The following is a 24,897-nucleotide window of genomic DNA, read 5'->3' on the forward strand; positions in this document are numbered from 1 at the left end:
GGGGCGACCCACGGCAAGCGCGGCAGGACCTACCAGCGATAGCGCAGCTGGACGCCCCAGTTCCTCGGCGTGTTCCACCGCTGGGTGGTGCTGCTGTTGAAGACGCTGAAGTCTTCGTCGGTGGCGTTGGTCACGAACAGCGACAGCTCGACGGCCTTGACGTCGACGCCGATGCGGCCGTTGACCAGCGACATGTCGGCCAGGTCGTAGTTGGGGGTGGTCAGGCCGGGACGGATCAGCTCCTGCACCCCGCCCCATTGGCCGCTCCAGTTGAGGTTGAAGAACAGGCTGGTGTCGCCGACCAGGGCGTGGCGGTAGTTGAGGTCGGCGCCGGCGATCCAGTCGGGGACCTGCGGCAGGTCCTCGCCCTCGAAGGCGCCGTCCGTCACCTCGCCCTCCTGGCGCGACAGGCTGGCGCTCAGGCGAAGCTGGCCGCCCAGCACCGTGAAGCGCCCGGTCGCCTCGGCCTCGACCCCCCAGCTTTCCGCCTCGCCGGCGTTGATCAGGTAGGAGACCGCCAGGGTCGGGCAGGCCGGCAGGCTGATGGCGCAGCCGTTGTCGGTCTGGACGATCAGGTTCTCGGTCCGGGTGCTGTAGGCGGCGAAACCGACGAAGAGGCCGGGCGTGACATTGCCCTTCAGCCCGACCTCGTAGGTGGTCGAGGTCTCGTCCTCGTAGGACGGCGTCACCGGCGCCGGGGCCGTGGCCAGGCCGAGGTTGGTGTTGAAGCCGCCGGCCCGGTAGCTGGAGCCGACCTTGCCATAGGCCAGCAGGCCAAAGGGCGTCCGCCAGGAACCGATCAGGTTGTAGGACGTGTTGGTCGGCGAGGTCTCGTCATCGACGATGAAGGCCGCGCCGCCGGCCGGCAGGCCGGTGCCGGCGTCGTAGCGGCGGCCGTGGATGGTCTTGTCGTCGCTGGTGTAGCGGGCCTCGCCGACCAGGCTGAGGGTGTCGGTGACGTCGAAGCCGAGCGAGCCGTAGACGGCCCAGGACTCATAGGTCAGCCGCACCGGCGAGCGCGTGCCGCGCGAGGGGTTGGCCAGGGTCGGTGTGCGCAGGGTGGTGACCGAACTGTCGCTGGTCAGGTCGAAGATTTCGGCCCCGACCAGCCAGTCGAGCCGGCCGCCGATGGCGTCGCCGGCCAGATGCAGGTCGGTGCTCCGCACCTCGGTGGTGTCGTGGACGATCGAGGCCTGGCCGGTGTCGAGGGTGATGGTGATCCGCCCGGCGGCGCGGTCGGCCAGGTAGTCGGTCTGGTTGGTGGCGTCGGGGTCGAACTGGTAGAAGGAGGTGCGCCGACGCGCCGAGCTGGTCAGCGACAGGGTCGCCCCGTCGAAGCGGTAGTCGAGGCTGAAGACGCCGTTGTCGAGCGTCTGGCTGGCCGCCGGCGGCAGGCTCCAGGCATAGGAATATTTCGGCTGTTCGACGCCGAACGGGAAGCCGGGTCCCGGCGCGATGACCACCCGATAGGTGATGGCCGGAATGTCGCCGTCGCTGTGCTCCAGCAGCAGGTTGACGTCGGCCCGTTCTCCGCGCCAGCGGAACTGGCCGCGCAGGCCGGTGCTCTCCTGGCGGTCGAAATAGACGTCGTTGGTCGGGTTGTAGAAGAAGCCCTTGTCCTGATCGATCACATCGACGCCGAGGCGGAAGGCCATGTCCTCGGCCATGGCGATGTTGGCCACCGCCTGCAGCTGCTTGCCCTCGGTCTCGCTGGCGTAGCGCAGGTCGACCCAGCCGGTGTTCTCGAAGACCGGCTTGGCCGAGACGACGTTGGCGGCGCCGCCGACGGCGTTGCGGCCGTAGAGGGCGCCTTGGGTGCCGCGCAGGATCTCGACGCGGCCGAGGTCGAACAGGTCCAGGCGGGTGAAGCTGCGGCCGCCGACCGCGCCGCCGCCGATGTAGGCCCCGTTGCGGTAGAGGCCGACGCTGGGGTCCGAACTGGTCGCCCGGGCGGTCGGCGAGGCGCGGATGGAGATCTCCGAGTTGACCGGCGAGGTGGTGTTGAAGAACCGCACGCTGGGCTGGCCGGCCAGCAGCTCCAGCGCCGAGCCGGCGCCGCCCTTGTCGGCCAGGGCCTGGGCGTCGATCACCGAGGCGGCGACCGGCACATCGGCCAGCTTCTCCTCGCGCCGGCGGGCGGTGACGACCAGCTCACCGACGTTGGTGGCCTCGGCCTCCTCCGGCGTCTCCTGGGCGACGGCCAGGGCCGGAACGCTGGCGATGGCCAGCAGCGAAACGCAGGCGAACAGGCTTTTGCGCAGCATTGGATGATCTCCCCTCGACCCTTGTGGCGGGCTTGCTCATACGATTGTCAATAATCGACATTATGTCAAAGGGATTTGGATTCCGGGGCTCAGCCGGCCAGGGCGGCGTAGACCAGGGGGCGGTCGATGGCTTCGAATCTATCGGGCGCCGCAAGGGCCGGAGCCGCCAGCGCCGTGGCTCCGCCCGCCAGAATGGATCGCCGCGTGGCCATGCCCATGCTCCGCTGTTGCCCGGGCGGATCAAACGCGAGGAGAGTGCACATTGTCAATTATTGACATCATGGGTTTCGCGAGCACTCCTATTCCGGCGCGCGCTCGAGCCGATCTGCGACATTGCTCGCGGACGGCGCTTTATGGCTCCCCTCCCCCTGGAGGCAGGGCTATCGCAGATGACGGCGACTGAATGCTTGTGAGTTCGCCTCTGGGCTCCCTTCTCCCCTCGCGGGAGAAGGTGCCCCCGAAGGGGGCGGTTGAGGGGGCTCGCCGGCCTACGACACAGCCTGTCGCCACCGCCCCATCGCAGCTTGAAGACCTATCGACCCCTCATCCGACCCTTCGGGCCACCTTCTCCCACAAGGGGAGAAGGAACCTCTCACGGCAGTTGACCCAGTCTTGGCCATCCGTTTCCATGCGATTGCCCTGCCTCCTGGGGAAGGGAGTATCGAGCACCCGTCAGTTCGTATGGATGTCGTGAATGCCTAGCCGACCCGGGGATGCGGTGAGAGGCGCGGGGCGGCGGTCTCGCACAGGGCCTTCAGCCAGCGGCGGACGGCCTTCATGCGGGCGGTGTCATGCACGTCGCGATGGGTGCTGAGCCAGAGCCGGCGCTCGAGCAGCACGGCCTCGGGCAGCACCCGTGTCAGGCCTTCGGCGAGGAAACAGGGCAGGACGCCGATGCCGCCGCCGGCCGCGATGATCTCCCGCTGGGCGCGGATGGAGGAACTGGCCAGCCGGGGCGTGAGGCCGGGGTGGACCTCCTCGAGGTAACGCAGCTCGGGCGCGAAGATCAGGTCATCGACATAGCCGACCACCTCATGGCCTTGCAGCTCGGCGACGCCCCGTGGCGCGGGGTTGCCGGCCAGGTAGGAGGGGGCGGCGTAGAGGGCCAGCTGGTAGGGCGTCAGGGGCTCGACGATCAGCCGCTCGGCGTCCGGGGCGCTCAGGGTGATGGCCATGTCGACCTCCCGCCGGCTGGGCGACAGGAAGCCGGCGTCGGCCGCCAGCTCGACCCGCAGGCCGCGCCGCTCGGCCGCCAGGTCGGGGAGGGCGGGTGCCAGGATCGCCGTGCCGAAGCCTTCGGCGGCGCTGATCCGCACCGTGCCGGCGATGACGTCCGGCCGGGTGACGTTGGCGGCCGCCTCCATCACCGTTTCGGCGTCCAGGGCGATGTCGAGCAGCTGCGCCCCGGCCGAGGTCAGCTGCAGGCCGGCCGGCGAGCGCACCAGCAGGGTCGACTTCATGGCCGACTCCAGCCGCGCCACGCGGCGGCCGACGGTGGCGGCGTCGATGCCCAGCCGCTGGCTGGCCAGCCCCAGGGAGCCGGCGCGGGCGGCGGCCACGAAGATTCTCAGATCATCCCAATCGAACATGCCTGCAATATTGCATGACCTATGCCTCAAGTCTGCATGAGGGTTGGCTGAGGGGGGATGCTATCCCCCCGGCCAAGGAGATTTTCCATGCGCGACATCCAGCATTTCGTGAACGGCCAGAGCCTGGCCGGGACCTCGGGCCGCTTCGGCGAGGTCTTCAATCCCAACACCGGCGAGGTCCAGGCCCGCGTGGCCCTGGCCACCCCGGCGGAGCTGGACGGCGCCGTGCAGGCGGCCCTGAAGGCCCACGTCGGCTGGTCGGCGACCAATCCCCAGCGCCGGGCGCGGGTGATGTTCGAGTTCAAGCGGCTGGTCGAGGCCAACATGCAGGACCTGGCCGAGATGCTGTCGGCCGAGCACGGCAAGGTCATCGCCGACTCCAAGGGCGACATCCAGCGCGGCCTGGAGGTCATCGAGTTCGCCTGCGGCATCCCCCACGCCTTGAAGGGCGAATACACCGAGGGCGCCGGGCCCGGCATCGACGTCTATTCCATGCGCCAGAGCCTGGGCGTGGTGGCCGGCATCACCCCGTTCAACTTCCCGGCCATGATCCCGATGTGGATGTTCGGCGTCGCCATCGCGGTCGGCAACACCTTCATCCTCAAGCCGTCGGAAAAGGACCCCAGCGTTCCGGTCCGTCTGGCCGAGCTGATGATGGAGGCCGGCGCGCCGGCCGGCGTGCTCAACGTCGTGCACGGCGACAAGGTCAGCGTCGACGCCATCCTGCAGCACCCCGACATCAAGGCCGTCAGCTTCGTCGGCAGCTCGGACATCGCCCACTACGTCTATTCGCAGGGCACGCTGCACAACAAGCGGGTCCAGGCCATGGGCGGGGCCAAGAACCACGGCATCGTCATGCCCGACGCCGACATGGACCAGGTGGTCAAGGACCTGTCGGGCGCCGCCTTCGGCTCGGCCGGCGAACGCTGCATGGCCCTGCCCGTGGTGGTGCCGGTCGGCAAGAAGACCGCCGACGAGCTGCGCGAGCGGATGATCGCCGAGATCGAGACCCTGAAGGTCGGCGTCTCCAACGACGCCGAGGCCCAGTACGGCCCGGTCGTCAGCGCCGCCCACCGCGCCAAGATCGCCGAATACATCCAGATCGGCCAGGACGAGGGCGCCGAGCTGGTCGTCGATGGCCGGAACTTCAGCCTGCAGGGCTACGAGAAGGGCTTCTTCATCGGCCCCAGCCTGTTCGATGGCGTCAAGCCCGGCATGAAGACCTATCACGAGGAGATCTTCGGCCCGGTGCTGCAGATGGTCCGCGCCGACAGCTTCGAGGAGGCCCTCGAACTGCCCTCCAAGCACCAGTACGGCAACGGCGTCGCCATCTTCACCCGCAATGGCCGGACGGCGCGTGAGTTCGCGGCCCGGGTCAACGTCGGCATGGTTGGCATCAATGTGCCGATCCCGGTGCCGGTCGCCTACCACACCTTCGGCGGCTGGAAGCGTTCGGCCTTCGGCGACACCAACCAGCACGGCATGGAGGGGCTGAAGTTCTGGACCAAGGTCAAGACCGTCACCGCCCGCTGGCCGGAAGGCGAGGCGGCCGACTCCTCGTTCATCATCCCGACCATGAAATAGGTCTGTAGGTCCTGGGCGCGGGGTTCCCTCCCTGGGAACGCGTCCTCAACTGTGGCCCCAGGGGCGACAAATCCCCTGGGGCCTCCTTTGTTCGGAGGCTGCCAAAATGAGCCAGCAGACCAAAGTCGCCTTCATCGGCGTCGGCAACATGGGCGCCGGCATGGCCGCCAACCAGGTCAAGGCCGAGCGCCACGTCGCCGCCTTCGACCTGTCGCCCGCGGCGCTCGACAAGGCGGTGGCTCACGGCTGCTCGCCGGCTGCTTCGGTGGCCGAGGCGGTGAAGGACGCGCAGATCGTCATCACCATGCTGCCGGCCGGCAAGCATGTGCGGGAGGTCTATGAGAAGGACATCCTGCCGAACGCCCCGACCAGCGCCCTGCTCATCGACTGCTCTACCATCGACGTCGACAGCGCCCGCACCGTCGGGGCCATGGCCAAGGCGGCCGGCTTCCGCTTCGGCGACGCGCCAGTCAGCGGCGGCATCATGGCCGCCGACGCCGGGACCCTGGCCTTCATGGTCGGCTGTGACGAGGCCGACTACCCGGCCTATGAAGCGGCGCTCAACCCCATGGCCCGGGCGGTGTTCCACGCCGGCGACCTGGGCTCGGGCCAGGCGGCCAAGATCTGCAACAACATGCTGCTCGGCGTCTCCATGCTCGGCGTCTGCGAAAGCTTCGCCCTGGCCGAGAAGCTGGGCCTGGATCCGACCAGGTTCTTCGACATCGCCTCGAAGTCCTCCGGCCAGTGCTGGAGCCTGACCACCTACTGCCCCTGGCCGGGGCCGGTGGAATCGGCGCCGTCCAACCGCAACTACGAGGGCGGCTTCCTGACCGCCCTGATGCTCAAGGACCTGAAGCTGGCGCAGGACGCGGCGGCCAAGGCCGGGGCGACGACGCCGATGGGCAACCAGGCCGAGGCCCTCTACGCCATGTTCGACGGCCTGGGCTTTGGCCAGAAGGACTTCTCGGCCGTGCTGCAGCTAATGCGCGGTCGCCTGGACAGCCTGGTCTCCTGAGGCGCCCTGGCCGGTCGGCTGGTCGGCGCCTTTCGCCTGAGCTTCGGCGGCCCAGTCGGCCAGGTAGGCGCGGATGGCCTTGGCGTCAGCCGGGCTGAGCACGTCGGCGAAGCTGGCCATGCCGGAGGACCGGTAGACGCCGCCCAGCACGATGTCGTCGAAATGGTCGTAGGTCTCGCGTGACATCCGCCGCAGGTCCGGAAACTGCGTCCGCTCGCCGAACGCCCCGTGGCAGATCAGGCAGTTTCGCCGGTAGAGGCCCCGGCCCCGCTCGACCAGGGCCGCCGGCTGTGGGCCGATGCCGCTGAGGAACGGCTGCGGCGCGAACCGCTCGGCCACCGGGATGGGCCCGCCGCCCAGCTTCAGCACGATCAGCCGGCCGGCGTTGTCGAAGGGCGCCGGCTCGCCCCTGGCCGGCGGCGCGACCTTGACCCCGTTCCAGCCGGCGGCGACGGCGATGTACTGCACCCCGTCCACCTCATAGCTGACCGGCGGGGCGACGATGCCCGTGCCGACCGTCAGCCGGCGGCGCAGGGCGCCGGTGCGGGCGTCGCGGAAGTCGATGAAGCCGTCCTCGGTCCCCTGGACCAGGAGGTCGCTGGCGGTGACCAGCAGGCCGCCGCTCATCAGGGTCGGCTGCGGGACGGTCCAGCGCGCCTTGCGGGCGGCCGGGTCCCAGGCGATCAGCAGGCCTTGGTTTGCCTTGGCCCTGTCGAGCCCGGCCAGCCGGGCCGGGTCAGCGCCCTGGTAGAACCAGGTCAGGGCCTTGGGATTCCACACCCAGCCCAGGTCGCGGGCCGGGATGTAGACCAGGCCGGTGCGCGGGCTGAAGGCGGCCGGCTGCCAGTTGTGGCCGCCGTAGGGGGAGGGGAAGACCAGCCGCTCGCCCTGGGTGTAGTCGGCGTTCGGCGAGATCGCCGGCCGGCCGGTCTCCAGATCGACGTGGCTCGCCCAGTCGGCGCGGACGTATTTGTCGGCGGCCAGCAGTTTTCCGGTCCTGCGGTCGAGAACGTAGAAGAAGCCGTTCTTCGGGGCCTGCATCAGCACCTGGCGGCGCTGCCCGTCCAGGGTGATGTCGGCCAGGGTCAGGGTCTGGGTGGCGGTGTAGTCCCACTGGTCGCCAGGCGTCGTCTGGTACCACCAGACCAGCCGGCCGGTGTCGGGGTCCAGCGCCAGGATGCTGGAGACGAACAGGCTGTCGCCGCCGCCGGGATTGCGCACCGCCGGGTTGGCCGGGCCGGCGTTGCCCGTGCCGACGTAGAGCAGATCGAGCTTGGGGTCATAGGACATCGAGTCCCAGGCCGTGCCGCCGCCGCCGATCGACCAGTCGCGTTTGGGGTCCCAGGTCCTGGCGGCGATGGCCAGTTCGGGGTGCTCGAAGCCCTTGGCCGGATCGCCGGGGGTGGTGAAGAAGCGCCAGGCCAGCTTGCCGCTCGCTTCGTCATAGGCGGAGATGAAGCCGCGCACCCCGAAGTCGGCCCCGCCGTTGCCGATGATCACCTTGCCCTTCACGACGCGCGGCGCGCCGGTGATCGAATAGTAGGGCTTGCGCCCGGTGGTGTCGGCGACCCACAGCGTCTTGCCGGTGGCGGCGTCGAGGGCGAACAACCGGCCGTCCAGCGCGCCGACAAAGACCCGGCCGCCCGAGACCGCCACGCCCCGGTTGACCGCCTTGCAGCAGGCCATGCGCAGCCAGTCGGGGGGGACCTCCGGATCGAAGAACCAGAGCACCCGGCCGCTTTGGCCGTCGAAGGCCTGCACCCGGCCGTAGGTCGAGCTGACGTAGATCACCCCGCCCACGACGATTGGGGTCGCCTCCAGGCCGCCGCCGCGATTGTCGAGCGGCGCCTCCCAGGCGAGGCCGAGGCGGGGCAGGGTGTCTGCGTTGATCTGGGTGAGCGGCGAGAAGCGCTGTTCGCCCGGTGTGCGGCCGTGGCTCGGCCAGTCGCCGGCGCCGGGCCTGGGCGCCAGCAGGAAGGCCCCGAAGGCGACCGCCGCCACCGCCACCCCGGCGGCGATGAAGCCGGCCTGGAGGCGGGAGAGGATCATCGCGGGTCGCGACGGGTCATCAGCACCAGGGCGGCCAGGCCCAGGGCGATGATGGTCGCCGGCGCCAGGTAGCCGCGGCCATAGGCGGCCAACGCACCATCGGTTCCGGGCAGCAGGGCGAACAGGGCCAGGGTGATCACCACCCCGGCCGGCAGGCCGATCTGCTGGGCGGTGAACAGCAGGCCCGAGGCCGCGCCCTGGCTCTGGGCCGGGACCTTGTTCAGCGCCAGACCCATCAGGGCGACGAAGGCGCTGGTGCTGCCGAACACCGCCAGGAAGGCCAGGGAGACGACCGGGAGGTACTGGCCGAGCGGCGCGACGAGGCTGAGGCCCACCAGGCCGCAGAACTGCAGCGACAGGCCGGCGATGGCCAGGGTGCGCAGGGACAATCGCTTCATCAGGAAGGGCGCGCAGGGGCCGGCGGCGATGGTGGCCAGGGCGATCGGCGTCATGCCCAGGCCGGCGACGGCGGCGGTGAACTTCAGGCCGTTCTGCAGGTAGAGGCTGGTCAGCACGAAGTAGCCGCCAAAGCCGGCGATAAGGGCCATCAGGGCCAGGGCCGCGCCCGGCAGGTTCTCGGTCCTGAAGATGCTCAGCGGCATCAGCGGCGAGCGATGCCGCGCCTGGCGCCAGACGAAGAGGCCAAAACCGGCGATCGCCGCGACCAGCAGCCCGGCCCCGAGCGGCGAGGCCAGGCCCTGCTTGCCCAGGGTCGAGAGGGCCGAGAGCAGCAGGCCGGTGGAGCCGGCGATCAGCACCGCCCCGCCCAGGTCGTCCAGCGCCCCGGCCCCCGCCGCCGGCGCGGTGCGCGGCAGGACGGCGGCGTTCAGGGCCAGGCAGCCGGCGACGATCGGCAGGCTGACGAAGAACACCGCCCGCCAGCCCAGCTGGGTGGTCAGCCAGCCGCCGAGCAGCAGGCCGATGATCACCGACAACCCCTGCATGATGGCGAAGACTCCCAGCGCCCGGTGCCGGGCCGGTCCCTCGGGCAGGTAGCCGTGGATCAGCGAGAAGCTGGCCGGTGAAATGAGGGCGGCGCCCAGGCCCTGCAGGCAGCGGGCGGCGATCAGGGTCCAGATGTTGAGGCTCAGCCCCGACAGCAGCGAGCCGGCGGCGAACAGCGCCAGGCCCCAGGCCAGGCAGCGCCTGTGCCCAAAGGCGTCGGTCAGCCGCCCGCCGATGATCAGGAAGCCGGCGAACACCACGCTATGGGCCGAGACCACCCAGGACAGCAGGGCCGGCTCGATGCCCAGCGAGCGGCCGATGCTCGGCAGGGCGACGCTGACGATGGAGAAGTCGGAGGTGATGACCAGCTGGGCCAGGCCCATCAGCAGGGTGATGGCCCCCAGCCGCAATGGCGCGGCCCGGGCGGCCGCCGGGGCCGCTGTCTGGATATCCGCCATGCGCGTCGTTCCCCGTTCTCTTGCTGTTGAACGGCGGCCGGGCGGCTCACCGCATGTAGGAGGCCTTGTTCGCGAAGACGATGGTCTCGCTGATCACCGTCTCGGCCAGCATCGCCTGGAAGGCCGGGAAGCTGTCCTGCGCCATGAAGGCCTGCAGCCCCGTGTCGAAATGCTGGAAGTCGTCCAGTTCCCACAGGTCGATGATGTTGCCGAGCCGCCCGGTCCGCTGCACGAAGGCGCCGGCCAGTCGCCAGCCCTGGCTCTCGAGGAAGGGGACGGCGGTCTTCTCCATCCCCTCAAGGAACCGGCCGAGGCCCGCGGCGTGCACTTCCAGCGTCACATGGACGAAGACCGACATGAGCGTTCCCTACTCGACCGGCATGCCGATGATGTCGGCGATGTGCCGATGGGTGTTCTGCAGCGCCTTCTCATTGCGGCCGAAGACGACCTGGAACCCCGCCGGGGCGTGCTCCATGTTGCGCTGGCCTTCCTTGGAGACGCTGTAGTCCTCGGTGGTCACCACATGCTGGATGAAGTCGTGGGCGCCTTCGAGCACCGCGTCCTCGGTCTCGGCCGGCAGGTCGGCGCCGCGATAGGTCGACATGATGGTGAAGGACTTGCCGGGCTCATCGCCGGGATAGAGCCGGTACATGCCCACCATGCTGCCGCCGCCCTCCATGGGCGCGCCGTAGACGATGGAGTTGGGGAACACCAGGTGGCTGCCGCCGTAGGGCGTGGCCGGCCAGTCCTTCTCGTCGACGCCCACGAGGTCGCGGTAGCCGACGCTGGTGAAGTTGACCCGGTAGTGGGGGCCGAAGGTGTCGCAGAGGATGACGTTGGAGATGGTGGTGGTGCCGAACGTCTCCGGGTGCAGGGCGCCGAAGTGGTAGCCCTCCCCATAGGTGTCCAGGGCGTACTTCCAGTTGGCCTCGGTCTCGACGCGGCTGTGCTTGACCAACTTGGTCCCGGCCAGGTTCAGGTGCAGCAGCTGCGGGCCCATGTCGCCGAGGTAGGCCTCGACGTCGATCTCTTCCTCGCCGGCGTGCGCCTTGACGAAGACCATGCCGCCCCACTCGCCGACCGGAACCTTCACGAGGTTCCGGGTCGTCCGGTCGATGGTGGCGAAGCTGTCCTCGCCGGGCACGGCGACCAGCCGGCCGTCGAGGTCGAAGCTCCAGGCATGGAACGGGCAGACCAGCAGCTTGCGCCGCGAACAATCAAGGGCCAGCCGGGCCGCGCGGTGGGTGCACATGTTGAGGAAGGCGTTCAGCTTTCCCGCCCGGTTGCGCACGATCAGGATGCCGGGACCGGCGTTGTCGAACAGCAGCACGTCGCCGGGCTCGGCGACCTCGCAGCTCAGTCCCGCCAGCAGCGGCTGCTTGCCGAACAGCTCGCGGCGCTCAGCCTCGAACCGCGCCGGGTCGGTGTACTCCCTGGGCGAGAGCAGCATCGCCTCGGGAACCTGGTCGGTGGTCCCGCCGGCTGTCAGATGGGCCACGGTCCGACGCTCGAGCTCTCGCATGGCGTCGGCGGCGGAGGTCGCCACGTCGGGCTTTGCGGGGATGTCGAGGGTGTCGGACATGACGGACTCCATCTGTTGGCCGGCGGGACCTTTCGGCCCGGGCTAGTACTTCAGGGTGAACTGCAGGGCGATCGTGCGCGGCGGCTGCGGCGTGCCGACCAGGTCGGACCGCACACCCCCCGGCGTCCCCGTGCCGCTGCCCGAGCTGGGGGCGTCCCCGGCCGAGGTCAGCACGTATTCGTCGGTCAGGTTCTTGCCGATCAGGGCGATCCCCCAGCGCTCGTCCTCACGGTTCAGGCGCATCTGCAGGTCGACGACCGCATAGTCCTCCTGCACCCCATTGGGGTTGGCGAAGGCGCCCAGCAGGTACTCGCTGGCCCCGTGCACGTTGCCGGTGACGCCGAAGACCATGCCCGCGAACGACTTGGTCTCGTAGTCGGCCTGCAGCGACCAGGTCCACTCCGGCGCCGCCGCCGTCGCCTTGCCGCTGAGGTCCTGCTGCGGACGCCCGCCGACGATGACGCAGCCGTCGACCGGCCGCTGGCCGCCCCAGCAGGGCGCGCCGGCGAAGTTCTCGTAGCGCGACTTGTTGTAGGCAAGCGACCCGGAGATCACCAGGCCAGGGGCGAAGGCCGGGGCCCACTCGCCCTGAAACTCGGCGCCCTGGGTGACGGCGGAACCGGCGTTGTAGGTGACGTACTGGATCTTGGTGGCGTCGAAGAAGTCGATCTGGAAGTCTTTGTAATCGTAGTGGTAGAGGTCCAGAGAGACCCGCATCCGGCCGTTCAGCAGACGGGCCTTGACCCCGCCCTCGAAGCCTTCCGGCTTCTCGGGCTCGAAGGTCAGGTCGTCGACCGTGGTGTTGATGCTGTGCAGGGCGCTGCCCGAGAAGCCGCCCGACTTGAAGCCGCGCTTGTAGGCCGCATAGACCGTCCAGTCGCCGGTCGGGTGCCAGGTGAGGGCGATTTCCGGCGACAGGTTGTTGAAGCTCTGATTGGCGGCCAGCGGCGAGTTCTGCACGAAGACGCCCTGGTAGAGGGAGACGACGTAGGGCTGGTCGAAGACCGAGTCCTTGGTCTCATGGGTGTAGCGGGCCCCGGCGGTCAGTTCCCACTGCTCGTTGAAGGTCCAGATCAGCTGGCCGAAGCCGGCGAAGGTGGTGCCGTCGGTGCGGGAGACCTTCTCCAGGGTGATGTAGCGCCGCGAACCCTTGGTCGGATCCTCCAGCGCGCCGGGGAAGATGATCTGCTGGTTAAAGTCCAGCTGGGTGTTCTGGTAGAAGACGCCGCCCAGGAAGTTGATCGGCCCGTCCAGAGTGGTCTGGGCGCGGATTTCCTCGGAGAAGGCGCGGTATTCCGAACGCTCCGAACCCCAGGTGCCGCCGTTCGCCGCCCCGGAGAAGTCGTAGTCGCCGAGGAAGTAGTTGGTGAAGTGGTGCAGGCCGGTGACCGAGGTGATGTTCACCAGGTCGGTCGAGTATTCGGCGTTGAGCGTGAAGGCGTAGGAGTCGTAGTCCTGATACAGCTCGCCGCCGTGGCGGCCGAGCAGGCTGTTGGTGGCGGCGATGTCCTTGGGGACATCGTTCTGCTGGATCTTCCAGTCACCGTTGCAGGCCTGGCCCGGGTTCACCTGCGAGAAGCCCGAGGCGCAGCTGTACATCTCGTTGTTCCAGGTGGCGTCGACCACCCGGTAACGGTCGGCGGCCGCCTTGAAGGTCAGGTTGAACTGATCGTTGGGCGTCCACATGGCGGTGAAGCGGGCGACGGTGTCCTCTTCGGCCGGGATGTCCTTCTGGGCGGCCGGGACCTGGTGGACGGTGGAGGCGAAGGTGTTGACGTTGAGCGTCGACAGGGTCTTGGCCGGGGCTTCGTTCTCGACCAGGCCGCCGTCCATGCGGGCGGCGCGAACGGCCAGGCGCATGCCGAAGGTGTCGGTGATCGGACCGGAGACCATGGCCTCGACCGAGGCGGTGCGGGCGGTGGTCTCATAGCCGATGCGGCCCAGCGCCTCGAACTCGTCGCCGGGGTTGGCCGAGGTGAAGGACAGCACGCCGGCGGTGGCGTTCTTGCCGAAGAACAGGGCCTGAGGTCCTTTCAGGATCTCGACCTGCCGCATGTCGAAGAAGCCTTCGTTGATGATGCGGCCCTGGCCGTAATAGACGCCGTCGACGTTGACCGCGACCGACTGCTCGATGCCGATGCTGGTGTAGGTCGAGCCGATGCCGCGCAGGCTGATGGTCGCGCCGCTGCCGCTCGAGCCGCGGGACACCGACAGCTGCGGCGTCGTCGCCGAGATGTCCTCGATGGTCCGAACGGCCATCTGGTCCAGCTTCTCGCCGGACATGGCGGTCACGGCGACCGGCGTGTTGAGGATGCTCTCCTCACGTTTGCGGGCCGAGACGATGATCTCGTCGAGCTGGGTGCCCTGGTCTTCCGCGGCGGGCGCCGGGTCGGCCGCGAAGGCCGCTCCGCCGCCGCCGACGGCGAGAACCGCCGCCGAGGCCGAGAGCAGCAGCGCCCTGTTGAATTGCGACCTGTGTGTCTGGTTTGCCTTGGTGGTCATGTCGTTTCCTCCCCCTTTTTGGTTGCTTTTGGTCCGGCCGCTGAGCGGGGCCGGGTGGCTCTATTCGAACACCGGGGGCGAAGGCCGCCCGAGCTGTTCGCCGATACGCGCGCCGCCATACTCGCCGGCGGAAACCAGTCGCAGGCGCTGGATGCGCCAGCCTTGCGGGGTCCGGACGAAGCGGTTTTCGTAGCGGCCCCAGCGATGGCAGTCGGCGGTCACCGGAAAGCCGGTGAACCGCTGCCAGGAGTACATGTAGCTGTGGAACAGGACGCAATCGGGCGTCTCGAACTTCAGTTCGATATTGCTGATGTGATGGCTGCCGCTGACCGTCGCGGTCAGGGCGGCGGTCAGCATGTCGGTCAGTTCACCCTTGCCGTCGAGGAACAGCCCGCCGGCGATCGGCGAGAAGTCGGCGGTGCAGTCGTCGGTGAACAGGGCCACCATCGAGGCCGGGTCGAGATTGTCGGCGTGCCGGCAGTACTCGTACATGACCTCGGCGATATCGACGCGGTCCTTCAGTTCCCGGACGGTTTCTTCCAGTGACAACTGCAACTCTCCCTAGGTGGTTTCCGGCCGCGTCTTTGGCGGTCTCGGCCGTATGAATCAGGCGATCTTGATCCAGACCGATTTGATCTGCGTGTAGTGCTCCAGCGACTCGTGGCCCAGGCTTCGTCCGTACCCGGACTGTTTGACCCCGCCGTAAGGGATGGCCGGGTTGACCCGCTGATAGGTGTTGACCCAGACCGTGCCGGCCCGGATGCCCGCGGCGAAGCGGTGGGCGCGCGACAGGTCGCGGGTCCAGACCCCGGCCGCCAGGCCAAAGTCGGTGTCGTTGGCGATGCTCAGGGCTTCCTCTTCGGTGTCGAAGGGGATGACCGACATCACCGGCCCGAAGATCTCCTCGCGGGCGATGGTCATGCGGTTGTCGACGCCGGTGAAGATGGTCGGCTGGTGGAAGTAGCCGGCTCCGCCGTGGCGGGCGCCGCCGAGCGCCAGGTTGGCCCCTTCGGTCTTGCCGATGTCGACGTAGCGGCTGACGCGGGCCAGCTGCTCGGCCGAGATCAGCGGGCCCATCTGGGTGTCGGGGCTGAAGCCGGAGCCGATGCGGATCGACTGCGACCGCTTGACCATCTCGGCGACCAGCTCGTCGTGGATGCCGCGCTGGATCAGCACCCGGGTGCCGGCCGTGCAGACCTGGCCGGTATGGCCCCAGGCGGCGCCGATGATGGTGTTGCAGGCGGCGTCGAGGTCGGCGTCGTCGAAGACGATCTGCGGGCTCTTGCCGCCCAGCTCCATGCTCAGCCGCTTCAGGGTCGGGGCGGCGGCGGCCTGGATGCGGCGGCCGGTGTCGCCCGAGCCGGTGAAGCTGATGGCGTCGACCAGCGGATGCTCGACCAGGGCGGCGCCGACGATCTCGCCGACCCCGTGCACGACGTTGACCACGCCCGGCGGGATGCCCGCCTCCAGGCACAGCTTGGCGACGACGATGGCGGTCAGCGGCGTCTGTTCGGCCGGCTTGACCACCACGCTGTTGCCGCAGGCCAGGGCCGGGACGATGGCGCAGGGCGCCGCCGAGGGGCCGTTCCAGGGCGAGATGATGGCGCAGACGCCGACCGGTTCGCGCATCTCCTGGACCACGGTGTCGGGCGGGCAGGCCGGCATGCGGCCCTGAAGTTTGGTCGGCCAGCCGGCGTAGTAGTCGACGGTGTCGATGCCGAACTGGACGATGAATTGCGAATAGGCCTGCACCACCCCGCCGTCGATGACGTCGAGGTCGCTGAGCAGGGCGCGGCTCTGGTGCAGCAGGGCCGAGAGGCGGCGCAGCCGGCGCTCCTTTTCCTGGGCGTCGAGGTTGCGCCAGCGGCCGTCGTCGAAGGCGGCGCGGGCCGAGCGCACGGCCCGGTCGACGTCCTCGCGGCCGCCGGCGGCGCAGCGGGCGAACTCAACCCCGGTGGCCGGGTCGTAGACCGGCATGGTCTCGCCGGAGGCGGAAGCGACCACCTGGCCCTCGATGACATGGCCGAATTCCTCCTGCGCCAGGAAGGCGGCGCCGGGGCCGGACAGCGGCCATTCGTCGGCGGTCTTCAGGAAGGCTCGGGTGGCTCGCATGGACATCCAGGGTCTCGTCGTCTGGGCGCGGGTCTCCAGCGCGCGGGACAGGCGTCCCGCGCCGGAAACGGGCGGTGGAAAAAGCAGAGGGATTCAGGGCGAAAAGGCCTCAGCGGCGTGCGCCGGGCAGCATTTCGCGATCAGGCTGTGGATTGGGCCATTTAATCGTTCTTCCCTAGGATCTTTTTTGTTATGTTACGAGCGTTATATAACAACCGTTATGTGAAGGCGTCAATGCCAATTCCTGCCGATCATCATGCCAGACGAACGCAAGTCGTCGAGGTCGCCCTGAAGCTCATCGCCAAGGCGGGGCTGGAGGCGGTGACGGTGCGGGACGTGGCCGCCGCGGCGGGTTTCAGCACCGCCATCGTCTCCCACTATTTCCGCAACAAGATGGAGCTGCTGCACCTCTGCTATCAGGCGACCATCGACCATTCGACGACCCGCTGGGAGGCGGCCCTGGTCGCCAACGACGGGGATTTGCGCGCCTACCTGGCCGAGATCATGCCGCTCGACGAGGAGCGGTTCATGGAATGGCGGATCTGGATGGCCTTCTGGGCCAAGGCGGCCACCGACGAGGCCTTCGCCGTGATCCAGCGGGACTGCGTCGCCCGGGCCCGGGGGCGAATCCTCGACGTCATCGACGCCCTGCACGAGCGCGGTGCGATCCGGCCCGAGGTCGACCGCGCCCAGGCGGCGCGCCACCTGCTGGCGCTGATCACCGGCATGGCCGTGCAGGTGATGTTCGACGCCGAGGACTGGTCCAACGAACGCCAGCACGAGGTGATCGATGCGGTCCTGCGACCGCTCTACCGCCCCTCGCGCCTGCCGGCGTCGCTGCGCGAGAGCGGTCGGGCGGAAGTGGCCTGACCTAGCCGCCGGCCAGGGGCGCCGCGTCGCCCGCCGAAAAGTCGCGCTCCGAGCCCAGCCGGCGCAGGCCGCCGGCCGCGACGCCCGGCTGGTAGCTGAAGCAGCTGCCGGGACGATCGAGCGCCGCCGCCGTCGGCACGTCGTCGATGTCCATCCAGCGGCCCCGCGACAGCCAGATGGCCCGCCGCAGCAGCAGGAAGGCCTCGGCCTCCTCGGTCGGCATGGCGGCGGCCGAGCGGCTGTTGAGGCCGGCCACCGAGGTTCCGACCAGCTCGGCCGGCGCGACCAGCAGGTCGCCTTCGACCCGCCATTCCAGCAGCGGCTCGCCGTCCCGCTGCAGGCTCGCGCGCCGGCCGTCGGCGGCGAAATCCTCGACCAGCAGGTCGTAGCGCCGCTCGCCGGCCGGCCGCGCCGCGTGGCTTACGGCCAGGCCGGCCAGCTCGAACTGGTGGGTGCATTGCAGCCGGACGTCGGTGTGGCGGTAGAGGCCGGCGGGGTGGGTCCCCAGCGCCAGGCCTTCCAGCGCCGTCAGCGCGCCGCTGGCCAGCGGGCAGCTGGTCCAGGGGTAGCGGATCGACCGGCCCTCGACCGCCGTCACCCGGGCGCCGTCGTGACGGACGGTGACGCCGAAGCGATGGAAGTCGTCCTCCAGCTCGGCCTGCACCGAGGTTTCGTCGAGAGTCTTCAGCAGGATAGCCCGCCGGAAGGCCCCGCCCGGTCTGGCCAGCAGCGGCATCTAGGCCGGGACCGCGAGCAGGGGCCGGGGCGTTCCATAGAGGGTGGTGCGCCGTTTGGCCGGGCGGCCGGCGGCGACCACCGCCGCCTCCAGGTCGGAGGCCTGCAGCTCCTGGCCATGGGCCGATCCGGCGGCGCGGCTGATCGATTCGTTCATCAGCACCCCGCCCAGGTCGTTGGCCCCGGCGCCCAGGCAGGCGATCGCCCCGTCCAGTCCCAGCTTCACCCAGCTGGCCTGGATGTTGTCGATCTGGCCGTGCAGGGCGATGCGGGCCGCCGCGTGCATCAGCACCGTCTCGCGCCAGGTCGGTCCTCGCCGCGCTCCGCCGCGCACATAGATCGGCGACTGCATATGGACGAAGGGCAGGGGGACGAACTCGGTGAAGCCGCCGGTGCGGGCCTGCAGCTTGCGGATGGCCAGCAGGTGGGTCGCCCAATGGTCCGGCCGGTCCATGTGGCCGAACATGATGGTGGCGGTGGTCCGCAGGCCGACGTCATGCGCCGCCTCGATGACGCCCAGCCACTCTTCGGTATTGAGTTTGTCGGGACAGATCACCGACCGCACCTCGTCGTCGAGGATCTCGGCCGCCGTGCCGGGCAGGGAGCCCAGCCCCCGGTCGCGCAGCATTTCCAGGAGTTCGCGCCAGGTCAGGCCGAGGGTGGCGGCCCCGTGGGCGATCTCCAGCGGCGAGAAGGCGTGGACATGCATGTCGGGCACGGCGGTCTTCACCGCCCGGCAGATGTCCAGGTAGGTGGCCCCGGTGTAGCGCGGATGGATGCCGCCCTGCAGGCAGACCTCGGTCGCCCCCTTGGCCCGGGCCTCGCGCACCCGGCCGGCGATCTCTTCCAGCGGCAGGTCGTAGGGCTTGTCGCGGTGGCCGGCCTTGCTGGAGGTCTTGGAGAAGGCGCAGAAGCTGCAGCTGAAGGTGCAGATGTTGGTGTAGTTGATGTTGCGGTTGACCACATAGGTCACCGCCTCGCCGACCGCCGAACGACGCAACTCGTCGGCGGCGGCGACCACGTCCAGCGCCGCCTCGCCCCGGGCGGCGAACAGGCCGGCGATGTCGCCGGTCTCCGGCGTCTCGCCCGCCAGCACCCGCGCCAGGCAGCGGTCCAGCGCCTTTGACGAACGCCGCGCGGAGACGGCCAACGGGCCGAGTGGCCGGTCGAGGCTCCCCGGCGCGACCAGGGGCATGCCGGGCGACCAGTCGCTGTCGCGGGCGAGGTTCCAGCTATCCGACAGGGCCCGGGCCGGTCCCCGCACGGCGCGGTCCAGCCAGCGGTCGGGTTCGCTCAGATGCCGTGGCCAGATGGCCAGCCGCTCGACCAGGTCGTGGCCCTCGGCGGCGCAGTCGGCGGCCAGGGTCTCGATCTGCGGCCAGGCGGCTTCGGGATTCACATGGTCGATGGTCACCGGCGAGATGCCGCCCCAGTCGTTCAGCCCCGCCGCGATCAGCCGGGCCGTGCGGCCGGGATTGAGGTTGGGCGGCGCCTGCACGCCGACCGTGGGATCGAGGATCAGCCGGGCCGCGGCGATGGTCCAGACCAGCTCGTCCTCGGACGGTTCTGGGGCATCGGCCATGCGGGTGCCGGGCTTGGCCCGGAAGTTCTGGATGATGACTTCCTGCAGATGGCCGTGGCGTTCGTTCAGGGCCTGCAGGGCGTAGAGGGCGTCCAGCCGTTCGGCGCGGGTCTCGCCGATGCCGATCAACAGGCCGCTGGTGAAGGGGACCTGGGCCTCGCCGGCCGCGTCGATGGTGGCCAGCCGCACGGCCGGAACCTTGTCCGGCGAGCCGTGATGCGGCCCGCCCTTGGCGCACAGCCGCTCGGCCGAGCTTTCCAGCATCAACCCCATCGAGGCGCTGACCGGCCGCAGCCGGGCGTAGTCTTCGCCGTCCAGGATGCCGGCGTTGATGTGCGGCAACAGGCCGGTCTCGCGCAGCACCCGGCCGGCGACATGTTCCAGATAGGCCAGGGTGGTCTCGAAGCCGAGGTCGGCCAGGGCGGCGCGGGCGGCGGGGTAACGCAGCTCCGGCTTGTCGCCGAGGGTGAACAGCGCCTCCTTGCAGCCGGCCGCCGCGCCCTGGCGGGCGATGTCCAGCACCTCGTCCGGCGTCAGGTACGGCTTGGCAACGCCACGCGGGGCCTTGGCGAAGGTGCAGTAGTGGCAGACGTCGCGGCACAGCTGGGTGAGCGGAATGAACACCTTGCGCGAATAGGTCAGGGTCCCCCCGAACGCCGCGTCGCGCACGGCGCGGGCCCGGGCGGTGAGGTCTTCCAGCGGGGCGGTGAGCAGGTCCTGGCGCAGGTCGTTCATGCCGATCTCCGGAGCGGGGCCTGGGCCTGGCGCAGCATGGCGGCGCTGCGCGTGGCCGGGGCCAGCAGGATGTGGCCGAGGTCTTCCGGCCGGTCGATGTCGAGGCCCAGCGGCCCGCCCTCGATGAGCTGCAGCGGCAGGCGCAGCGCCCGCGCCGCCGCCAGGTGGCGCTGGAAGCTGTCTGGGCCGAATCTCAGGGGCATTTCGGCGCCGGCCGGAAGACCGACCGCGCCGGTGCCGCCGTCGGCGAGCGAGGCGGCCAGCACCAGCGCGCCGCTGGCGACCGCCCGGCCGGCCATCTCGAGGTCGGCCGGCCGGGCGAGCGGCAGGTCGCCGGGCAGCAGCAGCACGGGCGCGTCGGCCTCCGCCCTGGCCTGGCGCAGGCCGGCGACGAAGGCGGCGTTCAGGCCGAACGGCTGCTCTTCCATCAGGGCCACGGCGCCTCGGCGCCCGGCGAGGTCGGCCAGCTCGGCGGTGGGGGTGACCACGATCACCGGTCCCAGCCCGACCGTCCCGGCGGCGGCCTTGAGCATGTCTTCCAGCATGGCGGCGACCAGCGCCTGGCGGTCTGCGGCGCCCAGCACCGGCGCGCACCGCGACTTGGCCTGCGGCCCGCCGCGCACGGCGATGACCAGGGTCGTCCTCATGCCCTCGTCCTTTCCAGGCTGGCGGCGAAGGCCAGGGTCTCACGGGCGAGGCGGCGGCGGTCGTCGTCGCTGCGCATGACCGAGGCCGTGGCCAGCGCCCGCACGCCCAGGGCCTCGATGGCCGGCGCGTGTGCCGCATCTGCGTCGTCGATGACCAGCCCGTCGATCAGGCCGGCGTAGTGACGGGCGATGGCCGGGGCGCCGGGCTCCACGTCCAGCTCGGCCATCAGCTTGGCCGCCGGGCCCTTCAGCGCCTGGCCGGCGATGATCGGCGAGACGGCGACGACCGGGGCGGTCCTGTGTTTCATCGCCTCCACGACGCCCGGCACGGCCAGGATCGGGTCGACGCTGAGGTAGGGGTTGGACGGGCAGATGACGATGGCGCCAAGGTCCGGCCGGGCCAGCGCCGCCGTCAGCGCCGCCGAGGGGCGGGCCTCTTGCGCGCCCTCAAACCGGATGCCGCGCACCACGGGGGCGCAGCGTTCGCGGACGAAATAGTGCTGGAAGGCCAGTTCGCCGTCGTCGGTGCGGACGAAGGTGCGCACCGGCTGGTCGCTCATCGGCGCGATGGCGGGCTTCAGCCCCAGCGCCCGGGCCAGATGTTCGGTCACCGCCGACAGGCTCTCGCCGGCCGCCAGCCGTCGGCTGCGCTCGACGTGGGTGGCCAGGTCCTGGTCGCCGAGCTGGAACCAGTCCTCGCCGCCCAGCCGCCGGACCGCCGCCATGAAGTTCCAGGTCTCTCCCGCCAGGCCCCAGCCGCGCTCGCGGTCGGATAGGCCCGACAGGGTGTAGAGGACGGTGTCGATGTCCGGACAGACGGTCAGGCCCAGGTGCTCGAAGTCGTCGCCGGTGTTGACCGCCAGGGTCAGGTCCTCAGCCGCCAGTTCGGCCGCCAGCCCGAAGGCCAGCTTGGCGCCGCCGACGCCGCCGCAGAGGGCCAGGACGTGACTCATCTGAACAGGTCCTGCTCTAAGGGCCGCAGGATCTCGCCGATCCCCTCGCCCCCGGCCGGTTCATAGACCGCGCCACGCACCACGGCGACGGGCGTGCCCTCGGCCGCCTCGCCGATGACCAGGGAGGCGGCGGCGGCGATCTCGTCGGCGACGCCGATCACCGTGGCCTGCAGCACCCGGCCAAAGAGGTCGCTCTCGCCGCGCCGGTCGCGCAGGGGCCGCATCCCGGAGACGCCGATGGCCGCCCCGGTGGTGCCCATCCGCCAGGCCCGGCCCAGGCTGTCGCCGATGACGACCGCCAGCCGCACCCCGAACCGCGCCTCGAGCGCGGCCCGCAGCCCGGCGGCGCTGGCGTCCGGATCGACGGGCCAGAGCAGGGCCGTTTCACCCTCGTCCTGGCTGACATTGGACTGGTCGATGCCGGCGTTGGCGGCGACCTGGCCGGTGCGGTGGCGAGCGATCACCACCCCCGGCGCGACCCGCATGACTTCCTGCGACTCGGCATGGATCAGCGCCACCGCCGCCGGCTCCTTGCCGGCGATCGCCGCGTCGCGGCGGGCCGCCTCGTCCACCGCCACATCGGCCAGGCGCACCGTGCGGCCCTCGGCCTTGGAGACCACCTTCTGGGCGACGACCACGACATCGCCCTCGGCCAGGTCGAGCCCGCCGGCGACCATGGCGTCGGCGATCAGCCCGCCCAGGTCGTCGCCAACCGCGATCATCGGCAGGCCGGCCACCGGCCTTACGCTAAGCCCCTCCGAAACACCGGCCGCGTCCTTGGGCTTGCCGGTGATCCGCAGGCCCGCCTGGCTGATCTTGTAGCGGCGGTTGATCTGGATCAGCACCGAGGTCATGGCCTCGGCGGCGGCGGAATTGGCCAGCGGCCCGACATGCCAGCTGCGCAGCCCGATGCGGGTCAAGAGATCGCGCACCGCCTCGACCGCCTCGGCGTCGTCGCCGGCCACCAGCACGTCGGCGTCGATGCCGCCGCCGGCCGCCAGCTTCTCGGCCCCGATGGTCTGCAGGGCGGAGACGACCCGCACGCCTTCGCCCAGCCGCTGCGCCGCCTCGACCGCCGCCGCCCCGGCGGCCGGCAGCTGCACCGTGCCGACCTTCGGCGGCCGCAGCGGCACGGTGGTGTCGACGAAGACCTTGCCCTGGGCCGCCGCCCGGACCTGATCGATGGTGTCGGCGTGGGCGCCGTAGGGCACGGCCAGGAAGCAGATGTCGGCGACCTGCGCCGCCTCGGCCAGGCCGAGGCCGGCAATCGTCACGCCAGGGTTGGCCGCGGCGATCCCGGCGGCGGCGTCGGCCGCCTTGGCCGCATCCCGCGAGCCGATCCACACCGCGCAGCCCGCCTGCGCCAGCCGCAAGGCCAGGGCCCCGCCCAGGGCGCCGGTGCCGCCCAATATTGCAATCTTCGCCACGCGGGGTCCTCTTGTTTCGCTTCCCTGCCGGCCAGTCGGGAGCGGAGCCCCGGACCGGACGATGCGCAAGAGGATTCTCAAGATTGGCCGCGCGACCCTCGCGCATCGCCAGCACCCCTCACGACGCCCTCTCATTTGCCGGAGAACGACCGCCCGGGGATTCCTCCCGCCTGCTGCCTCAGGACTATAGACTCTCATCATGATTATGATCAACTATACAAACAGCGCCCTTCGACGTATGGGCTGAATCGATGGGCGGACCACGCCCACGCCAGGAGGAAGAGCATGACTCAAAGGCCAATCGCGGAAGGGCTTTTCGAGGTCGCGGCGGACGGGCCGCGGCTGATCGGCGGACGGCGCAAGGCCGATGGCGTCATCACCTTCCCCATGCCGGGCGGCTCCGACGCGGCGCTCTATGACCCCATCCGGCTGTCGCCGAACGGCAGCCTCTGGGCCTTCACCGTGCAGCGCTTCCCGCCCAAGACGCCGCCCTTCGCCGGCAATCTGGCCGCCTTCAGGCCCTTCGCCCTCGGCTATGTCGAGCTGCCCGGCGAGGTCATCGTCGAGGCCCGGCTGGAGACCGACGACTTCGCCACCCTCAAGGTCGGCCTGCCGATGACCCTTGAGATCGTGCCCTTCGAACTGGCCAGCGGCGAGACCGTCGCCAGCTACGCCTTCCGTCCCGCCGCCTAGAGGAGAAGCCCATGACCGACGTCCATATCATCGGGGCCGGCATCCACCCCTTCGGCCGCACCGAGGGGGTCAGCGGCCTTGACCAGGGGGTCTTCGCCCTGCGCCAGGCCCTGGCCGACGCGGGCCTGACCTGGGACCAAATCCAGTTCGCCTTCGGCGGCTCGGCCGCGGCCGGCAACGCCGACGCGGTGCTGCCGAAGATGGGCCTGACCGGGGTGCAGTTCATCAATGTCGCCAACGGCTGCGCCACCGGCGGCTCGGCCCTGCTGTCCGGCTACTGGGCGGTGAAGTCGGGCGAGTTCGACCTCGGGGTCGTGGTCGGCTTCGACAAGCACCCGCGCGGCGCCTTCAACGCCGATCCGGAGGCCTCGGGCCTGCCGCGCTGGTACGGCGACATCGGGCTGATGCTGACCACCCAGTTCTTCGGCGCCAAGATCACCCGCTACATGGACCTGCACGGCATCACGCCGACGACGCTGGGCCGGGTGGCCGAGAAGGCCTACCAGAACGGCGTCCTGGCCCCCCATGCCTGGCGCCGCGAGGCGGTCGATCTCGAGACCATCATGACCTCGCAGATGCTGTCGGACCCGCTGACCAAGTTCATGTTCTGCTCGCCGGCCGAGGGCGGGGCGGCCCTGATCCTGGCCTCCGACCGCAAGATGCGCGAGCTGGGCCTGACCGGCCCGAAGGTGCGCGGCGCGGCGGTGCGCACCCGGGGGACGGGCTCCTTCGAGGTCTTCGCCCCCTCGCTCAATATCGAGCGCGGCCCCTCGCCGACCCAGACCGCCTCCAAGGCCGCCTATGAGATGGCCGGCCTCGGGCCCGACGCCGTCGACGTCGCCCAGCTGCAGGACACCGAATCCGGGGCCGAGATCATGCACATGGCCGAGAATGGCTTCTGCGCCGACGGCGAGCAGGAGCAGTGGCTGGCCGAGGGCGCGACCCGGCTGGGCGGCCGGCTGCCGGTCAACACCGACGGCGGCTGCCTGGCCTGCGGCGAGCCGATCGGGGCCTCGGGCCTGCGCCAGGTCTATGAGAACGTCCAGCAGCTGCGCGGCCGCGGCGAGGCCCGCCAGGTCGAGGGCGCGCGCATCGGCTACAGCCAGGTCTATGGCGCCCCCGGCCTGTCCGGCGTGGTGATCCTGGAGGCCTGAG

General features: G+C 70.2%; 20 protein-coding genes. 5 read left to right on the top strand and 15 right to left on the bottom strand.

What is annotated here, in order from left to right; all coding sequences use genetic code 11:
- Positions 1 to 29: 29 nt before the first annotated feature.
- The 3 genes from AC1RSK_RS00855 to AC1RSK_RS00865 form a co-directional block, all read right to left on the bottom strand.
- Positions 30 to 2,264 carry a TonB-dependent receptor gene (locus AC1RSK_RS00855; RefSeq protein ID WP_492904657.1) on the bottom strand — a complete coding sequence of 745 codons (2,235 nt, stop codon included), beginning with the start codon at positions 2,262 to 2,264 and terminating at the stop codon, positions 30 to 32.
- A gap of 89 nt (positions 2,265 to 2,353) precedes the next feature.
- The gene (locus AC1RSK_RS00860) at positions 2,354 to 2,476 is read right to left on the bottom strand and encodes a hypothetical protein (protein ID WP_492904658.1); all 123 of its coding nucleotides are present in this window, start codon (positions 2,474 to 2,476) and stop codon (positions 2,354 to 2,356) included.
- 486 nt (positions 2,477 to 2,962) lie between these two features.
- Positions 2,963 to 3,853 carry a LysR family transcriptional regulator gene (locus AC1RSK_RS00865; RefSeq protein WP_492904660.1) on the bottom strand — a complete coding sequence of 297 codons (891 nt, stop codon included), beginning with the start codon at positions 3,851 to 3,853 and terminating at the stop codon, positions 2,963 to 2,965.
- Positions 3,854 to 3,940: 87 nt separating this feature from the next.
- On the opposite strand from AC1RSK_RS00865, the gene AC1RSK_RS00870 reads away from it, so the two are divergent.
- Positions 3,941 to 5,437: a CoA-acylating methylmalonate-semialdehyde dehydrogenase gene (locus tag AC1RSK_RS00870; RefSeq protein ID WP_492904662.1), complete on the top strand. Its 1,497-nt coding sequence runs from the start codon at positions 3,941 to 3,943 to the stop codon at positions 5,435 to 5,437.
- A gap of 106 nt (positions 5,438 to 5,543) precedes the next feature.
- Positions 5,544 to 6,452, top strand: coding sequence for a 3-hydroxyisobutyrate dehydrogenase (gene mmsB / locus AC1RSK_RS00875; RefSeq protein WP_492904664.1), 909 nt, complete (start codon positions 5,544 to 5,546; stop codon positions 6,450 to 6,452).
- Here mmsB and AC1RSK_RS00880 read toward each other — a convergent pair.
- From AC1RSK_RS00880 to AC1RSK_RS00910, 7 genes are read right to left on the bottom strand one after another with little or no spacing between them, the layout of a single operon-like run.
- Positions 6,417 to 8,501 (bottom strand): PQQ-dependent dehydrogenase, methanol/ethanol family, encoded by a 2,085-nt coding sequence (locus tag AC1RSK_RS00880; RefSeq protein ID WP_492904665.1) that lies wholly within the window; start codon positions 8,499 to 8,501, stop codon positions 6,417 to 6,419. The two genes, mmsB and AC1RSK_RS00880, sit on opposite strands and share 36 nt — an antisense overlap.
- Positions 8,498 to 9,904: an MFS transporter gene (locus AC1RSK_RS00885; protein ID WP_492904667.1), complete on the bottom strand. Its 1,407-nt coding sequence runs from the start codon at positions 9,902 to 9,904 to the stop codon at positions 8,498 to 8,500. Before AC1RSK_RS00885 ends, AC1RSK_RS00880 begins: the two co-directional genes overlap by 4 nt.
- 46 nt (positions 9,905 to 9,950) lie before the next feature.
- Positions 9,951 to 10,262, bottom strand: a complete 312-nt coding sequence (locus AC1RSK_RS00890; protein WP_492904668.1) for an NIPSNAP family protein — start codon at positions 10,260 to 10,262, stop codon at positions 9,951 to 9,953.
- A 9-nt stretch (positions 10,263 to 10,271) separates the two neighbouring features.
- Positions 10,272 to 11,486, bottom strand: a complete 1,215-nt coding sequence (locus AC1RSK_RS00895; RefSeq protein ID WP_492904670.1) for an aromatic ring-hydroxylating oxygenase subunit alpha — start codon at positions 11,484 to 11,486, stop codon at positions 10,272 to 10,274.
- Positions 11,487 to 11,528: 42 nt separating this feature from the next.
- Entirely contained in the window at positions 11,529 to 13,988 is a 2,460-nt protein-coding gene (locus AC1RSK_RS00900; protein ID WP_492904672.1) for a TonB-dependent receptor, read from the bottom strand.
- Positions 13,989 to 14,048: 60 nt separating this feature from the next.
- A complete protein-coding gene (locus tag AC1RSK_RS00905) occupies positions 14,049 to 14,537 on the bottom strand; it encodes a nuclear transport factor 2 family protein (protein ID WP_492904673.1) in 489 nt (162 codons plus the stop codon).
- 57 nt (positions 14,538 to 14,594) lie between these two features.
- On the bottom strand, positions 14,595 to 16,106 hold the full coding sequence (locus AC1RSK_RS00910; RefSeq protein ID WP_492904675.1) for an aldehyde dehydrogenase family protein: 1,512 nt from the start codon (positions 16,104 to 16,106) through the stop codon (positions 14,595 to 14,597).
- A gap of 228 nt (positions 16,107 to 16,334) precedes the next feature.
- Here AC1RSK_RS00910 and AC1RSK_RS00915 point away from each other — a divergent pair, with 228 nt between their 5' ends.
- On the top strand, positions 16,335 to 16,970 hold the full coding sequence (locus AC1RSK_RS00915) for a TetR/AcrR family transcriptional regulator (RefSeq protein WP_492904677.1): 636 nt from the start codon (positions 16,335 to 16,337) through the stop codon (positions 16,968 to 16,970).
- Position 16,971: 1 nt separating this feature from the next.
- Here the strand turns inward: AC1RSK_RS00915 and AC1RSK_RS00920 are convergent, their stop codons facing one another.
- Genes AC1RSK_RS00920 through cofE form a run of 5 tightly spaced genes read right to left on the bottom strand, consistent with a single transcriptional unit; the run spans position 16,972 to position 23,049 of the window.
- Complete coding sequence (locus tag AC1RSK_RS00920) at positions 16,972 to 17,706, bottom strand: hypothetical protein (protein WP_492904678.1); 735 nt, start codon at positions 17,704 to 17,706, stop codon at positions 16,972 to 16,974.
- Positions 17,707 to 20,022 (bottom strand): 5-amino-6-(D-ribitylamino)uracil--L-tyrosine 4-hydroxyphenyl transferase CofH, encoded by a 2,316-nt coding sequence (gene cofH, locus AC1RSK_RS00925; protein ID WP_492904680.1) that lies wholly within the window; start codon positions 20,020 to 20,022, stop codon positions 17,707 to 17,709.
- Positions 20,019 to 20,669, bottom strand: coding sequence for a 2-phospho-L-lactate guanylyltransferase (gene cofC / locus AC1RSK_RS00930; protein ID WP_492904681.1), 651 nt, complete (start codon positions 20,667 to 20,669; stop codon positions 20,019 to 20,021). The genes cofH and cofC overlap by 4 nt, the downstream gene beginning before the upstream one ends.
- Entirely contained in the window at positions 20,666 to 21,622 is a 957-nt protein-coding gene (gene cofD / locus AC1RSK_RS00935) for a 2-phospho-L-lactate transferase (RefSeq protein ID WP_492904683.1), read from the bottom strand. The genes cofC and cofD overlap by 4 nt, the downstream gene beginning before the upstream one ends.
- Complete coding sequence (gene cofE, locus AC1RSK_RS00940) at positions 21,619 to 23,049, bottom strand: coenzyme F420-0:L-glutamate ligase (protein WP_492904685.1); 1,431 nt, start codon at positions 23,047 to 23,049, stop codon at positions 21,619 to 21,621. The genes cofD and cofE overlap by 4 nt, the downstream gene beginning before the upstream one ends.
- Before the next feature lie 285 nt (positions 23,050 to 23,334).
- Between cofE and AC1RSK_RS00945 the strand changes: the two genes are divergently transcribed.
- Both AC1RSK_RS00945 and AC1RSK_RS00950 read left to right on the top strand, forming a co-directional pair.
- Complete coding sequence (locus tag AC1RSK_RS00945) at positions 23,335 to 23,742, top strand: Zn-ribbon domain-containing OB-fold protein (protein WP_492904687.1); 408 nt, start codon at positions 23,335 to 23,337, stop codon at positions 23,740 to 23,742.
- An 11-nt stretch (positions 23,743 to 23,753) separates the two neighbouring features.
- On the top strand, positions 23,754 to 24,896 hold the full coding sequence (locus AC1RSK_RS00950) for a thiolase family protein (RefSeq protein WP_492904688.1): 1,143 nt from the start codon (positions 23,754 to 23,756) through the stop codon (positions 24,894 to 24,896).
- Position 24,897: the final 1 nt, after the last annotated feature.

It is taken from the genome of Caulobacter sp. GW821-FHT11A05 (assembly GCF_058809015.1).

Bases quoted from the DNA above. Each gene is read 5' to 3' on its own strand.
- AC1RSK_RS00895 (WP_492904670.1), bottom strand. From the start codon at position 11,486: ATGTCCGACACCCTCGACATCCCCGCAAAGCCCGACGTGGCGACCTCC.
- cofH (WP_492904680.1), bottom strand. From the start codon at position 20,022: ATGAACGACCTGCGCCAGGACCTGCTCACCGCCCCGCTGGAAGACCTC.
- AC1RSK_RS00870 (WP_492904662.1), top strand. From the start codon at position 3,941: ATGCGCGACATCCAGCATTTCGTGAACGGCCAGAGCCTGGCCGGGACC.
- AC1RSK_RS00855 (WP_492904657.1), bottom strand. From the start codon at position 2,264: ATGCTGCGCAAAAGCCTGTTCGCCTGCGTTTCGCTGCTGGCCATCGCC.
- AC1RSK_RS00860 (WP_492904658.1), bottom strand. From the start codon at position 2,476: ATGGCCACGCGGCGATCCATTCTGGCGGGCGGAGCCACGGCGCTGGCG.
- AC1RSK_RS00885 (WP_492904667.1), bottom strand. From the start codon at position 9,904: ATGGCGGATATCCAGACAGCGGCCCCGGCGGCCGCCCGGGCCGCGCCA.
- cofC (WP_492904681.1), bottom strand. From the start codon at position 20,669: ATGAGGACGACCCTGGTCATCGCCGTGCGCGGCGGGCCGCAGGCCAAG.
- AC1RSK_RS00880 (WP_492904665.1), bottom strand. From the start codon at position 8,501: ATGATCCTCTCCCGCCTCCAGGCCGGCTTCATCGCCGCCGGGGTGGCG.
- AC1RSK_RS00890 (WP_492904668.1), bottom strand. From the start codon at position 10,262: ATGTCGGTCTTCGTCCATGTGACGCTGGAAGTGCACGCCGCGGGCCTC.
- AC1RSK_RS00910 (WP_492904675.1), bottom strand. From the start codon at position 16,106: ATGTCCATGCGAGCCACCCGAGCCTTCCTGAAGACCGCCGACGAATGG.
- AC1RSK_RS00950 (WP_492904688.1), top strand. From the start codon at position 23,754: ATGACCGACGTCCATATCATCGGGGCCGGCATCCACCCCTTCGGCCGC.
- AC1RSK_RS00900 (WP_492904672.1), bottom strand. From the start codon at position 13,988: ATGACCACCAAGGCAAACCAGACACACAGGTCGCAATTCAACAGGGCG.
- AC1RSK_RS00945 (WP_492904687.1), top strand. From the start codon at position 23,335: ATGACTCAAAGGCCAATCGCGGAAGGGCTTTTCGAGGTCGCGGCGGAC.
- AC1RSK_RS00920 (WP_492904678.1), bottom strand. From the start codon at position 17,706: ATGCCGCTGCTGGCCAGACCGGGCGGGGCCTTCCGGCGGGCTATCCTG.
- AC1RSK_RS00915 (WP_492904677.1), top strand. From the start codon at position 16,335: ATGCCAATTCCTGCCGATCATCATGCCAGACGAACGCAAGTCGTCGAG.
- AC1RSK_RS00865 (WP_492904660.1), bottom strand. From the start codon at position 3,853: ATGTTCGATTGGGATGATCTGAGAATCTTCGTGGCCGCCGCCCGCGCC.
- mmsB (WP_492904664.1), top strand. From the start codon at position 5,544: ATGAGCCAGCAGACCAAAGTCGCCTTCATCGGCGTCGGCAACATGGGC.
- cofD (WP_492904683.1), bottom strand. From the start codon at position 21,622: ATGAGTCACGTCCTGGCCCTCTGCGGCGGCGTCGGCGGCGCCAAGCTG.